Here is a 13,097-nt window from a genome sequence, read left to right on the forward strand (position 1 = left end):
ACTGGCGGCGATGACCGACCTGCTCGCCCGTCCGACCCGCTCGCTCCCGCCGTCGTCCGGCCCGTCGGGGCCGGTGGCCCGGCCGCTGTGGCTGAGCGCCGCGTTCGCCGGCGTCGTCGCCTCCGGCGCGATGCTGCTGGCCTGCATGGCGGTGGGGCTGGTGGGCTGGTTCGCCTCCGACGCCGGCGCCCACGGCGACACCCGGGACGCGATCCGGGTCGGGGCGGTCGCGTGGCTGCTCGGCCACGGCTCCGGCCTCACTCTCGGCGCCACCACCGTCGGCGTCGTCCCGCTGGGGCTCACCGCCGTGTGCGGGTACGTCGTGCTCCGCCTCGGCCGCTGGGCCCGGCTGACCTCGGCCGACGAGGACGCGCCGGCCGTCGCGCTGGCCGCGATCGTCCTCGCCGGCGTCTACGCCCTGGTCGCGCTGGTCACCGCCCTGCTCGCCTCCGTCCCGGCGGCCGAGCCGGGCCTGATGCCGTCGTTCACCGGCGCGTTCCTCCTCGCCCTCGTCGGGGGTGGGCTCGGCCTGCTCCGCCGCGGCGACACCTCGTGGTGGGCGACCCGCGTGCCCGAGACCGCCCGCGCGGTCGTCCGCGGTGCCCTCGGCGTCGCGCTGGCCGTGCTCGCCGCCGGATCGGTGCTCGTCACCGTGGCACTGGCGCTCGACATCGGCACCGCCGCCAGCGTGCTCTCACGGCTGCACACCGACGGCACCGGGGCCGCGCTGTTCACGCTCGTCACCGGCGCGGTGGCCCCCAACGCCGCGCTGCTCGGTGCGGCGTACCTGCTGGGGCCGGGCTTCGCCGTCGGCACCGGCACGGTCGTCGCCCCCTCGGGCGCGCTGCTCGGCCCGGTCCCAGCGTTCCCGCTGCTCGCCGCGCTCCCGGCGCCCGGCCCCGCCTCGGCCTGGACGAGCGCGCTGATCGGCGTCCCCGTGCTGCTCGCGGTCGTGGTCGGCTTCCTGACCGTCCGCCGGCACCCGACCTCCCGGTTCGAACAGGGCGCGATCCGTGGCCTCGGGGCCGGCGTCGTCGGCGCCCTGCTGCTCTCCGTCGCCGTCGCGCTGGCCGGGGGACCGGTCGGACCGGGCCGGATGGCCGACGTCGGCACGCCGTTCCTCGACGTGCTCGCCGCGGCGGTCGTCAGCCTCGGCCTGGGCGCGCTGGCCGGGGCCGTCGCCGCGACGTGGTGGCTGCGCCGGCACGGCCTGGTCGAGGACGCGGTGACCGAGCCCGAGCGTGATCCCGACACCGAGGACACCGTCCGGCTCTGACCCACCGCGGCACTAGGGTGCTGCCGTGACCGCCACCCCCGCCCGGCTCGTGGTGCTCGTCTCGGGCTCCGGCACCAACCTCCAGGCGCTGCTCGACGCCGCGGCCGACCCGGCCTACGGCGCCGAGGTGGTCGCCGTCGGCGCGGACCGCGACGGGATCGAGGGTCTCGCCCGGGCCGAGCGCGCGGGCATCCCGACGTTCGTGCACCGGGTGAAGGACTACGCGACCCGCGAGGCGTGGGACGCCGCCCTGAGCGCCGCGTGCGCGGAGCACGAGCCGGACCTCGTGGTGCTGGCCGGGTTCATGAAGCTGACCGGCGCCACCTTCCTGGCGTCGTACGGCGGACGCACGGTCAACACGCACCCGGCGCTCTCGCCGTCGTTCCCGGGGATGCACGGGCCGGCCGACGCCCTGGCGTACGGCGTGAAGGTGACGGGGGCGACGCTCTTCGTCGTCGACGCCGGGGTCGACACCGGCCCGATCGTCGACCAGGTGACGGTGCGGGTCGAGGACGACGACGACGTCGAGACCCTGCACGAGCGGATCAAGGTCGCCGAGCGCGCGATGCTCGTCGACTGCGTGGGCCGGATGGCCCGCGAGGGCTTCACGATCAGCGACCGGAAGGTGCGTTTCGGCGGGGCGCCGGCTGGCGGATAGTCTGGGCGCACACGACTGGCGCAGGTGGGCAACCACCAGGGAGTGCAAGGTCGAGCGCATCGAACGCCTGGGTGCCCTCGCTGATCGAACGACACGAACGATCGACGAGGAGCAGCACATGTCAGACCGACGTCCCGTCAAGCGGGCGCTCATCTCCGTCTACGACAAGACCGGCCTCGAGGACCTGGCCCGCGGCCTGCACGACGCCGGCGTCGCCATCGTCTCGACCGGCTCGACCGCGTCGCGGATCGCCGACACCGGCGTCCCGGTGACCAAGGTCGAGGACCTGACCGGCTTCCCCGAGTGCCTCGACGGCCGGGTCAAGACGCTGCACCCCAAGGTGCACGCCGGGATCCTCGCCGACCTCCGCCTCGACTCCCACCGCGAGCAGCTCGCCGAGCTCGGCGTCGAGCCGTTCGACCTGGTCGTGTCGAACCTGTACCCGTTCACCGAGACCGTGATGAGCGGCGCCACCCCCGACGAGTGCGTCGAGCAGATCGACATCGGCGGCCCGTCGATGGTCCGCGCCGCCGCCAAGAACCACCCGTCCGTCGCGATCGTGACCTCGCCCGCGCAGTACGACGACGCGCTCGACGCGGTGCGCGGCGGCGGCTTCACGCTGGCTCAGCGGCAGCGCCTCGCCGCCGACGCGTTCGTGCACACGGCGACGTACGACGTGCACGTGGCGTCCTGGATGGGCAGCGTGCTCACCGACACCAGCGAGGGCTCGGGCTTCCCGGCGTGGATGGGCGCCACGTGGGAGAAGAAGGCCGTGCTGCGCTACGGCGAGAACCCGCACCAGCGCGCCGCGGTCTACACCTCCGGCTTCGTGCCCGAGCCCGGCCTCGCGCAGGCCGAGCAGCTGCACGGCAAGGAGATGTCCCACAACAACTACGTCGACGCCGACGCGGCCCGGCGGGCGGCGTACGACTTCCCGACCGGCACCCCGGCCGTCGCGATCATCAAGCACGCCAACCCCTGCGGCATCGCGGTCGGCGCGGACGTCGCCGAGGCGCACCGCAAGGCGCACGCCTGCGACCCGGTGTCGGCCTTCGGCGGCGTGATCGCCACCAACGTGCCGGTGAGCAAGGAGATGGCCGAGCAGGTCGCCGAGATCTTCACCGAGGTGATCGTCGCGCCCGGCTACGACGACGGCGCCGTCGAGGTTCTCGCCCAGAAGAAGAACATCCGGATCCTCGTCTGCGAGCCCGCCGACAACGCCGGCATCGAGACCCGCGCGATCACCGGCGGTCTGCTGATCCAGGCCAGCGACGCGGTCGACGCCCGTGCGGGTGACGGGGGCGACGGTGGCGACGACCCGGCGACCTGGACGCTCGCCGCCGGTGACCCGCTCTCCGACGCCGAGCTCGCCGACCTGGCCTTCGCCTGGCGCGCCTGCCGGGCGGTGAAGTCCAACGCCATCCTGCTCGCCAAGGACGGCGCCTCCGTCGGCGTCGGGATGGGCCAGGTCAACCGGGTCGACTCATGCCGCCTCGCCGTCGAGCGCGCCGGCGACCGCGCGGCCGGGTCGCTCGCCGCCTCCGACGCGTTCTTCCCCTTCGCCGACGGCCCGCAGGTGCTGCTCGACGCCGGGGTCCGGGCCATCGTGCAGCCGGGTGGCTCGAAGCGGGACCCGGAGGTCGTGGAGGCCGTCCGCGCCGCCGGGGTCAGCATGTACCTGACGAACACCCGGCACTTCTTCCACTGAGCGACGGGTCTGAAAGGATCACCGCGATGACCGCACAGATTCTCGACGGCAAGGCCACGCTCGCGACGATCAAGGACGAGCTCCGCGAGCGCGTCGCCCGCCTCCAGGAGCAGGGCGTCGTGCCGGGTCTCGGCACGGTGCTCGTCGGCGACGACCCGGGCTCGCACTGGTACGTCGGCGCCAAGCACAAGGACTGCGCCTCGATCGGGATCACCTCGATCCGGCGCGACCTGCCCGCCACCGCGACGCAGGCCGAGGTCGAGAACGTCATCGACCAGCTCAACGCCGACCCCGACTGCACCGGGTTCCTGGTGCAGCAGCCGACCGGCCTCGACGAGTTCGCCCTGCTCTCGCGGGTCGACCCCGACAAGGACGTCGACGGGCTGCACCCGGTCAACCTCGGCAAGCTGGTGCTGGGCCGGCCCGGGCCGCTGCCGTGCACGCCGGTCGGCGTGATCGAGCTGCTCCGCCGGCACGGCGTGGAGATCGCCGGCGCCGAGGTGTGCGTCGTGGGCCGCGGCCTCACCGTGGGACGGCCGCTCGGCCTGCTGCTCACCCGACGCTCGGAGAACGCCACCGTCACGCTCTGCCACACCGGCACCCGTGACCTCGCCAAGCACGTCCGCGAGGCCGACATCGTCGTCGCGGCGGCCGGCGTGCCCGGCATCATCACCGCCGACATGGTCAAGCCCGGCGCGGCGCTGCTCGACGTCGGCGTCTCACGCGTCGACGGCAAGATCGCGGGAGACCTCGCGGACGACGTTTACGACGTGGCGGGCTGGGTGTCGCCGAACCCCGGTGGAGTCGGCCCGATGACCCGCGCCATGCTGCTCAGCAACGTCGTCGAGCGGGCCGAGCAGCTCGCCGCCCGGGCCGATGCAGTCCGTGCCTGACACCCGCGACCAGCTCGTGACCACGCCGCCCACCCCGCCGCCCCCGGCGCCCGAACCGCCTCCGCGCCGGCTCCCGCAGACGGTCGGCGGCACGGTGTTCGTGGTGATCGTCGGCATCGTGCTGGTCGGCCTCGCGCTCGTCGTGTGGGGCGCCTGGCGGACCGGGCTCGTGTGGATGGGCGTCGCGATGCTCGTGGGCGCGCTGACCCGCGCGGTGCTGAGCGAGCGCGCGGCCGGCATGCTCCGGGTCCGGCGGCGCTGGTCCGACGTCGTGCTGCTGACCGTCTCCGGCCTGGGCCTGATCACGCTCGCCGTGATCGTCCCCAGCCAGCCCCTGTAACGGCGAGAGGCCACTTTCCCACCGACACGCCCGGCGTGTCGGTGGGAAAGTGGCCTCTCGGCGCACCCGGCGGCGCCGGGCACGCGGATCAGATCAGGCCGAGCCCCTTCACCGCGTCGCGCTCGTCGGCGAGCTCGGCGGCGGTGGCGTCCATCTTGGCGCGCGAGAAGTCGTCGATCTCGAGGCCCTGGACGATCTCCCACGAGCCGTCCTTGGTGGTGACGGGGTAGGAGTAGATCAGGCCCTCGGGGACGCCGTACGACCCGTCGGACTTGACCGCCATCGACACCCAGTCGCCGTCGGGCGTGCCCTGCAGCCAGTCGCGGGCGGCGTCGATGGTCGCCGAGGCGGCGGACGCGGCCGAGGAGGAGCCGCGCGCGTCGATGATGGCGGCGCCGCGCTTGGCGACGGTCGGGATGAAGTCGTTCTCGATCCAGGCCTGGTCGTCGACGACCTCGGCGGCGTTCTTGCCGCCCACCTCGGCGTGGAAGATGTCGGGGTACTGCGTCGCCGAGTGGTTGCCCCAGATCGACATCTTCTTGATGTCGGTGACCTTCGCGCCGGTCTTCGCCGCGAGCTGCGAGATGGCGCGGTTGTGGTCGAGCCGGGTGAGCGCCGAGAACCGCTCGCTCGGGATGTCGGGGGCGTTGGTCATCGCGATGAGCGCGTTGGTGTTGGCCGGGTTGCCGGTGACGCCGACGCGTACGTCGTCCGCCGCGACCGCGTTGAGGGCCCTGCCCTGCGCGGTGAAGATCGCGCCGTTGGCCTCGAGCAGGTCGCCGCGCTCCATGCCCGGGCCGCGCGGGCGGGCGCCGACGAGGAGGGCGAGGTTGACGCCGTCGAAGATCGTGTTCGGGTCGTCGCCGATCTCGACGCCGGCCAGCGTGGAGAACGCGCAGTCGTCGAGCTCCATGACGACACCCTCGAGCGCCTTGAGCGCCGGAGTGATCTCCAGCAGCTGCAGCTGGATCGGGGTGTCCGGGCCGAGCAGCGAGCCGCTGGCGAGACGGAACAGCAGGCTGTAGCCGATCTGGCCGGCAGCGCCGGTGACGGCGACCTTGACGGGGGCGTTGCTCACGACGACTCCTCGGAAAAGCTCGGGTGGATGCTCGTGACGCTAGCAGCGCTCCCGGCTCACGCCGTCGGCAGCCTGACCTCGACCGTCGAGCCGTCCAGCAGGCGGGCGGTGCCCCCGTGGGCGGCCGCGACCGAGCGGACGATCGCGAGGCCGAGGCCGGTGCCCTCGTCCGCCAGTCCGGTACGGCGCCGGGCCTCGTCGAGCCGGACGAACCGCTCGAACACGCGCTCCCGATCGTCGGCGGGGACCCCCGCGCCGTCGTCGGCCACGTGCAGCACGGCGTGCCCCTCCTCGGCGGCGAGCGTGACCGTGACAGCGGACCGCGCGTGCCGCACGGCGTTGGACAGCAGGTTCCGCACCAGCCGGGCGAGATCGTCCCGGTGGCCGCGCACCGGCGCCGGCTGCAGCGAGCAGGCGAGCGGCACGGGCGACGACGTGCGGGCCCGCTCGATCTCCTCGCGCACCACGTCGTCGAGGTCGAGCAGCCGCGGCGGCCGGTCCCCGCCGCCGGCGTCGGAGCGGGCGAGGAACAGCAGGTCGCGCACCAGCGTCTCCATCCGGTCGCTCTCGGCCAGGGCGCCACGGGCGACGGCCGGCCAGTCGGCCCGCTCGGGGTCGGCCAGCGCCACCTCGAGCTCGGCGCGCAGCGCGGTCAGCGGGCTCTGCAGGTCGTGGGAGGCGTGTGCGACGAACTCCCGCTGCCGGGTGTCGGCCTCCTCGAGCCGGGCGAGCATGGCGTTCATCGTGACGGCGAGACGGGCCACCTCGTCGCCCGTCGGCGGCTCGGGCACCCGCCGGTCGAGCACCTGGCCGTCGACCGCCGCGACCCCGGCGCGGATCGTCTCGACGGGGCGGAGCGTCCGTCCGACGAGCACCCACACCAGGCCGCACAGGGCGACGACCAGCAGGGGGACCGCCACCAGCAGCCCGCTCACCAGCGAGGCGCCGGCCTCCTGTGCCGACTCCAGGCTCGGCCCGACGTACACCACCGCAGGACCGCCGTCGGATGTCCGCGCCGCGAGCGCCCAGACCCGGTAGTCCTCGGTCTCGTCGTCGTCGGGCACGCCGCGCATCGTGTGGACCTCGGGGTCCGTCCCGCGCGGCCGCAGGTCGGACACGGCCGGCGCGCCGACGATGCTCTCCGACGCCGCGAGCACGTGGCCCTCCCCGTCGACCACCTGGGCGAACGAGTCGTCACCGATCGCGTCGACCTCCGCGGGCAGCGTGCCGGCGGCGAGCTGCGCGGCGAGCGTGGCCGCGCGCGAGCGGGCGACGTCGTCGCTCGACGCCGCGAGCGAACGGGTGAGCCCGGCCACGAGCAGGACGGACGCGAGCGCCAGCGTGGCCGCGACGACGAGTCCGGCCACCAGCGTCGTGCGCGCCCGCACGGAGCGGGGGAGCAGCCGGGGCATCAGCCGCCGCCGGGATCGAGCCGGTAGCCGGCGCCCCGCACGGTCTGGATCGACGCGCGCCCGAACGGCAGGTCGATCCGGGTGCGGAGCTGCCGCACGTAGACCTCCACGATGTTGGGGTCGCCGTCGAAGGCGAAGTCCCAGACCCGGTCGAGGATCTCCTGCTTCGCCAGCACCTCGCCCGGGTGGCGCATCAGCAGCTCGAGGAGCGCGAACTGGCGCGGGGTGAGCTCCAGGGGCTCGTCGCCCCGCCGCACCTGGTGCGCGGCCGGGTCGAGCGTGAGGTCGCCGACGGTCACGACCGTCGGCCGCTCGCCACCCCCTCGCCGGAGCAGTGCGCGCAGCCGGGCGAGCAGCACGACGTACGAGAAGGGCTTGGCGAGGTAGTCGTCGGCGCCGGTGTCGAGGGCGTGCGCCTCGTCGCTGTCGCCGTCCTTCGCGGTGAGCATCAGGATCGGGGTCCAGTTGCCCGCCTCGCGCAGCCGCGCGCAGAGCGTGTAGCCGTCGGTGCCGGGCAGCATCACGTCGAGGACGATCACGTCGTAGGGGAACTCCTGGGCGTACCAGGCGCCCTCGTCGCCGTCGGCCGCGACGTCGACGGCGAAGGCCTCTGTCTCCAGGCCGCGCCGCAGCGCGCCGGCCAGCCGGGCGTCGTCGTCGACCACGAGCACGCGCACGTGCCCACGGTGGCACGTCGCGGCTGAACGCGCGCTGAGCGACGCCGGGTCGGTCCAGGCGGGTTCAGCGTCGCTTCAGGTGCGGTGCGCGAGCCTGGCAGCCTCATCCCGAGGAGGTCGACATGAACAAGCGCACCAAGGTCGCCGCCGTGGTCGGCGGGGCCGTCGTGATCGCGGGCGTGGCCGGCGGGGTCGCGGTCGCGACCGGCGACGACGGCGACGTCACGGTCACGGGACCCGAGGCTGACCGGGCCACCCAGGCGGCGCTCGCCGCCACCCACGGTGGTACGGCGAACAGCGTCGAGCGCGACAGCGAGGACGGCGCCACCTGGGAGGTCGAGGTGACGAAGGAGGACGGCAGCACCGTCGACGTCCGCCTCGACGAGCAGATGCAGGTCGTCGTGATCGAGGGCGACCACGAGGACGCCGGAGAGGGCGGGTCCGGCGGGGACGACTGAGCGCGGACGAGACCTCGCGTGCGTTCCGCACGCGCGGCAGGATGGGACGGCCGGTGCACGCCGGCGACGGCATGAGATATCTTGACGTCAAGAAACTTTCCTCGACCCACGCCGTACGTGCGGAACGGAGCCACTCACGTGAGCGACGCTCGACCGAACTCGATCATCTACACCATCACCGACGAGGCGCCCGCGCTCGCGACGCACTCGTTCCTCCCGATCGTCTCCGCCTACGCCTCCACCGCGGGCGTCGGCGTCGAGACCCGGGACATCTCGCTCTCGGGCCGGATCCTCGCGCAGTTCCCGGACCGGCTCACCGACGAGCAGCGGGTCGCCGACGACCTCGCCGAGCTCGGCGAGCTGGCCACCAAGCCCGAGGCCAACATCATCAAGCTGCCCAACATCAGCGCCTCGATCCCGCAGCTCAAGGCCGCGATCAAGGAGCTGCAGCAGCAGGGCTACGACCTGCCCGACTACCCCGACGAGGTCACGGGCGCCGACGACGAGGACGTCCGCGCCCGCTACGACAAGGTCAAGGGCTCCGCGGTCAACCCGGTGCTGCGCGAGGGCAACTCCGACCGCCGCGCGCCGGCGTCGGTGAAGAACTACGCCAAGGCGCACCCGCACCGCATGGGTGTCTGGAGCTCCGACTCCAAGACCAACGTCGCCACCATGGGCGAGCACGACTTCCGCTCCAACGAGAAGTCCGTCGTCATCGACGGCGACGACACCCTCACCATCAAGCACGTCGCCACCGACGGCACCGAGACCGTGCTCAAGGACGGCATCGAGGTCCTCGACGGGGAGGTCGTCGACGCCACCTACATGGACGTCGCCGCGCTGCGCCGCTTCCTCACCGAGCAGGTCGCCCGCGCGAAGGCCGAGGACGTGCTGTTCTCGGTGCACCTCAAGGCCACGATGATGAAGGTCTCGGACCCGATCATCTTCGGCCACGTCGTGCAGGCGTTCTTCCCGACGCTGTTCGAGCAGTACGGCGCGCAGCTCAAGGCCGCGGGCATCAGCCCGAACGACGGCCTCGGCGCGCTGCTGTCGGCCGTCGAGCAGCTGCCCGACGGCGAGGCCGTCAAGGCCGCCGTGCAGCAGGGCATCGCCGACGGCCCGACGCTGGCGATGGTCGACTCCGACCGCGGCATCACCAACCTGCACGTGCCGTCGGACGTCATCATCGACGCCTCGATGCCGGCGATGATCCGCACGTCCGGCCACATGTGGGGCCCCGACGGCGAGGAGGCCGACACCCTCGCGGTGATCCCGGACTCGTCGTACGCCGGCATCTACCAGACCGTGATCGACGACTGCCGCGCCCACGGCGCCTTCGACCCGGCCACGATGGGCTCGGTGCCCAACGTCGGCCTGATGGCGCAGAAGGCCGAGGAGTACGGCTCCCACGACAAGACCTTCGAGATCCAGGCCGCCGGCCAGGTCCAGGTCGTCGACTCGTCCGGCACGGTGCTCATCGAGCACGACGTGCAGCCCGGCGACATCTGGCGCGCCTGCCAGACCAAGGACGCCCCGATCCGCGACTGGGTCAAGCTCGCCGTCACGCGGGCCCGCGCCAGCGGGACGCCGGCGGTGTTCTGGCTCGACGAGAGCCGCGCCCACGACGCGAACCTCATCGCCAAGGTCGAGCAGTACCTCCCCGAGCACGACACCGACGGCCTCACCCTCGAGATCCTGTCGCCGGCCGAGGCGACGGCGTACTCCCTGGAGCGGATCCGCAAGGGGGAGGACACCATCTCGGTGACGGGCAACGTGCTGCGCGACTACAACACCGACCTGTTCCCGATCCTCGAGCTCGGCACCAGCGCCAAGATGCTGTCGGTCGTGCCGCTGATGAACGGCGGCGGCCTGTTCGAGACCGGCGCCGGCGGCTCCGCGCCGAAGCACGTGCAGCAGCTGGTCAAGGAGAACCACCTGCGCTGGGACAGCCTCGGTGAGTTCCTCGCGCTCGCGGTGAGCTTCGAGCACCTCGCGCAGACCACCGGCAACGCCCGCGCGCAGATCCTCGCCGACACGCTCGACCGGGCGACCGGGACGTTCCTCAACGAGAACAAGTCCCCGAGCCGCAAGGCCGGCGAGATCGACAACCGCGGCAGCCACTTCTACCTCGCCCTCTACTGGGCGCAGGAGCTGGCGCAGCAGACCGAGGACGCCGAGCTGGCCAAGGCGTTCGCCGACCTCGCGTCGACGCTGGCCGACAGCGAGGAGGCGATCAACGACGAGCTGCTCGCGGTACAGGGCGAGCCGGCCGACATCGGCGGCTACTACCGCCCCGACGAGGCCAAGGCCACGTCCGTGATGCGCCCGTCCAAGACGCTCAACGACGCACTCGCCTCGCTGGGCTGACTTCCCGCACGACCCGCACGACGGGCTCCGCCGACCTCGGCGGGGCCCGTTGTCGTTTCCGGTCCGGCGGCCAGGGGAACCGTTCCCGGTACGACGACAGGACGGGGGAACGGTCATGGTCGACCGCACCGACGACGGGGACGACGACGAGACGTTCCGCGAGTGGAACCAACGTCGACTCCGAGGATTCCTGACGAGCGCGGCGGCGTTCCTGATCCTGTTCGGCATCTTTGCGCTCGTCGCCCCCTGGCTGCCGGCGAGGTCGCCCGAGCAGGAGGACGCGAACCCGTGGCTGTGGACCGGCGTCGGCCTCGTGCTCGTCGCCGTCGGGTCCTTCTGGCTCTACAAGCGCGTGAAGCGCGACGGCTTCCACCCGATCAGCTAGACCACCGTTTGCCGCGCCGCCGCCGCGGGCATTCCCAGGTCAGACCGTCCTGGGGGGACAGATGACCCGTTGGTTGCGCAAGCGCGAGCGCGGCTACGTCACGTCGCTCGCCACCATGCTGGTGCTCGCCGGCTTCTACGCCGTCGTCTCGCAGTTCCTGCCTCCGCCACCGGGCGAGGAGAGCGCTCCATCGCTCCGGTTGCTCGTCGTCGGGCTCGCGCTGGCCGTGCTCGGGGCCGCCGTGCTCGTCGCCCGGCACCGCTCCGGGAACGTCCCCATGGCCTCGACGTCGAAGCCGTCGGGGTAGCTCCGGATCCACCGCAGGTCGCGCACGGTCAGCGGCTCCCGGCGGGCCGGCAGCAGCCGCTCCAGCCGGCCGCGCAGCCGCAGACCGCCGCGCGCCACGCGCACCACCCACGCCGGGGGAGCGTGGTAGCCGAACGCCGCCAGCAGCGGCTCGTCCATCAGCGTCCGCGCGAACAGCCGCACCGGGGCCGCGAGCACGCGCGGGTAGAACGTCGTCATCAGCGACATCGTGGCGTCGGCGACCCGTCGGCCGCCCTCGTCGAAGGCGAAGTGCGCGGCCTCGTAGTCGTCGAGCAGCCGGGCGAACCCGTCGAACGTCTCCGGGACCTCCTTGATCCCCATGCGCCGGCCGAGCTCGCGGTAGTAGCGCGTGCTCGCCGCCACCTCGCCGGGCGTGAACGGCCGCCAGCCGTAGTCGTCCATCCACCGCTTCGGCACCACGACGAACGTCGCGAGCACGTAGCGCATGTCGTCGTTCGAGATGTCGTAGGCGCCGTGCATCTGGTTGATCCGGCGGACCGCGCGCCGGCCGCCGTCGGAGTCGAGGCCGTGGGTGGCGACCTCGTCGAGCAGGAGGCTCGTGTCGTCGTACCGCTTCTGCGGACGCCGCGCGAACTCACCCGTCTCGTCGAGCAGCCGGCCGATCGACGGCACCGCGTAGGTGCGGAACAGCGCGAACGACAGCGACTGGTTCATGTCCCACGGGAACTCGTGCCGGACGGTGAGGCCGTACATCTCCTCGTAGTCCGTCTCCGGGTCGAGCCGGGCGAGCTGCCGGAGCCAGTGGGTGCGGCGCAGCATGCCGTCGAGTCTCGACAGTGACACCAACACTGTCAAGGTCCAGGAGTCAGGGGCGCAGGTCCGGCGGCAGGTCCGGTACGGGCCAGGTCGGGTCGGGCCGGAACGCCGCCCAGCCCTCGCTGTACGGCGGACGCCCGGCCTCGACCTCGGCGATCGCGTCGCGCGCCGCGGCGTGGATCCGGTCGGCCTCGTCCTGCGTGAACCGGCCCTGCTCGACGGCCGCGACCAGCTCGTGCTCGTCCTTCATCGTGATCGTCCCGTCCGGCTCGACCTCGACGTCGAGCACGTGGTCCCGGGTCCAGAGGTTGCGGTCGTCGCGTACGTGCGGGTCCTCGAGGTTGACGTACCAGCCGTCGAAGCGGCCGTCGTCGGCCCAGAACAGCCAGACCGACCACGGCCTGCCCGTCGGCGCGTACCGGATGTTGCCGCGCCCGAACCAGGTGCCCCACCGCTGCACCCGCGGCGCGGTGAACATCTCCTCGATCGGCGCGTCGCGCATGCTGCGGCCGTCCGGCCGCTCGGGCCGGGCCACCGGCGTGCCGGGCGCGATCCACGCCACCAGGGCGTCGGCGTCGTCGCGGACGACGGTCACCGGGTGCACCGTCTGGGGGTCGCCCGGTCGCCAGCCCGGCCGCAGGTAGCGCCACCAGACCTGCTCGCCGGGCTGCCAGAAGGGTGGCGTGCCGCTCGGCCGGCGGGGTGGGGTGTCGGTCGTCTCGGTCGTTCGCGGCATCGCGG

Annotated in this window: 13 protein-coding genes and 1 riboswitch; of the genes, 8 read left to right on the forward strand and 5 right to left on the reverse strand. The window is 73.1% G+C overall.

The window, feature by feature from the left end; all coding sequences use genetic code 11:
* The first annotated feature begins 10 nt into the window (after positions 1–10).
* From ETU37_RS07040 to ETU37_RS07060, 5 genes are all read left to right on the forward strand, one after another.
* Positions 11–1,276 (forward strand): cell division protein PerM, encoded by a 1,266-nt coding sequence (locus ETU37_RS07040; RefSeq protein WP_129986543.1) that lies wholly within the window; start codon positions 11–13, stop codon positions 1,274–1,276.
* 25 nt (positions 1,277–1,301) lie between these two features.
* Complete coding sequence (gene purN / locus ETU37_RS07045) at positions 1,302–1,934, forward strand: phosphoribosylglycinamide formyltransferase (RefSeq protein ID WP_129986544.1); 633 nt, start codon at positions 1,302–1,304, stop codon at positions 1,932–1,934.
* Position 1,935: 1 nt separating this feature from the next.
* Positions 1,936–2,014: riboswitch (ZMP/ZTP riboswitch) on the forward strand.
* Between the two features lie 38 nt (positions 2,015–2,052).
* Positions 2,053–3,642 carry a bifunctional phosphoribosylaminoimidazolecarboxamide formyltransferase/IMP cyclohydrolase gene (gene purH, locus ETU37_RS07050; RefSeq protein WP_129986545.1) on the forward strand — a complete coding sequence of 530 codons (1,590 nt, stop codon included), beginning with the start codon at positions 2,053–2,055 and terminating at the stop codon, positions 3,640–3,642.
* Between the two features lie 26 nt (positions 3,643–3,668).
* Positions 3,669–4,535: a bifunctional methylenetetrahydrofolate dehydrogenase/methenyltetrahydrofolate cyclohydrolase gene (locus ETU37_RS07055; RefSeq protein WP_129986546.1), complete on the forward strand. Its 867-nt coding sequence runs from the start codon at positions 3,669–3,671 to the stop codon at positions 4,533–4,535.
* Positions 4,528–4,875, forward strand: a complete 348-nt coding sequence (locus ETU37_RS07060; RefSeq protein ID WP_165372437.1) for a DUF3017 domain-containing protein — start codon at positions 4,528–4,530, stop codon at positions 4,873–4,875. The genes ETU37_RS07055 and ETU37_RS07060 overlap by 8 nt, the downstream gene beginning before the upstream one ends.
* Positions 4,876–4,963: 88 nt before the next feature.
* Here the strand turns inward: ETU37_RS07060 and ETU37_RS07065 are convergent, their stop codons facing one another.
* The 3 genes from ETU37_RS07065 to ETU37_RS07075 are packed head-to-tail and all read right to left on the reverse strand — an operon-like array spanning position 4,964 to position 8,042.
* Positions 4,964–5,953, reverse strand: coding sequence for a malate dehydrogenase (locus ETU37_RS07065; protein ID WP_129986548.1), 990 nt, complete (start codon positions 5,951–5,953; stop codon positions 4,964–4,966).
* A gap of 56 nt (positions 5,954–6,009) precedes the next feature.
* Positions 6,010–7,365 carry a sensor histidine kinase gene (locus ETU37_RS07070; protein ID WP_129986549.1) on the reverse strand — a complete coding sequence of 452 codons (1,356 nt, stop codon included), beginning with the start codon at positions 7,363–7,365 and terminating at the stop codon, positions 6,010–6,012.
* Positions 7,365–8,042 carry a response regulator transcription factor gene (locus tag ETU37_RS07075; RefSeq protein ID WP_129986550.1) on the reverse strand — a complete coding sequence of 226 codons (678 nt, stop codon included), beginning with the start codon at positions 8,040–8,042 and terminating at the stop codon, positions 7,365–7,367. Before ETU37_RS07075 ends, ETU37_RS07070 begins: the two co-directional genes overlap by 1 nt.
* Before the next feature lie 122 nt (positions 8,043–8,164).
* Here ETU37_RS07075 and ETU37_RS07080 point away from each other — a divergent pair, with 122 nt between their 5' ends.
* The 3 genes from ETU37_RS07080 to ETU37_RS07090 all read left to right on the forward strand — a co-directional run bounded on the left by ETU37_RS07080 (position 8,165) and on the right by ETU37_RS07090 (position 11,252).
* Entirely contained in the window at positions 8,165–8,500 is a 336-nt protein-coding gene (locus tag ETU37_RS07080; protein ID WP_129986551.1) for a PepSY domain-containing protein, read from the forward strand.
* Between the two features lie 138 nt (positions 8,501–8,638).
* A complete protein-coding gene (locus tag ETU37_RS07085; protein WP_129986552.1) occupies positions 8,639–10,867 on the forward strand; it encodes an NADP-dependent isocitrate dehydrogenase in 2,229 nt (742 codons plus the stop codon).
* 115 nt (positions 10,868–10,982) lie between these two features.
* A complete protein-coding gene (locus ETU37_RS07090) occupies positions 10,983–11,252 on the forward strand; it encodes a hypothetical protein (protein WP_129986553.1) in 270 nt (89 codons plus the stop codon).
* A gap of 135 nt (positions 11,253–11,387) precedes the next feature.
* On the opposite strand, the gene ETU37_RS07095 is transcribed toward ETU37_RS07090, so the two are convergent.
* Together ETU37_RS07095 and ETU37_RS07100 are read right to left on the reverse strand one after the other, a co-directional pair.
* Complete coding sequence (locus tag ETU37_RS07095) at positions 11,388–12,359, reverse strand: oxygenase MpaB family protein (protein WP_129986554.1); 972 nt, start codon at positions 12,357–12,359, stop codon at positions 11,388–11,390.
* Positions 12,360–12,405: 46 nt separating this feature from the next.
* Positions 12,406–13,092 carry a DUF402 domain-containing protein gene (locus ETU37_RS07100; RefSeq protein WP_165372438.1) on the reverse strand — a complete coding sequence of 229 codons (687 nt, stop codon included), beginning with the start codon at positions 13,090–13,092 and terminating at the stop codon, positions 12,406–12,408.
* Positions 13,093–13,097 lie beyond the last annotated feature (5 nt).

Origin of the sequence: Nocardioides iriomotensis (genome assembly GCF_004168035.1) — a bacterium.
In the GTDB taxonomy this organism is placed as follows: Bacteria; Actinomycetota; Actinomycetes; order Propionibacteriales; family Nocardioidaceae; genus Nocardioides_B; species Nocardioides_B iriomotensis.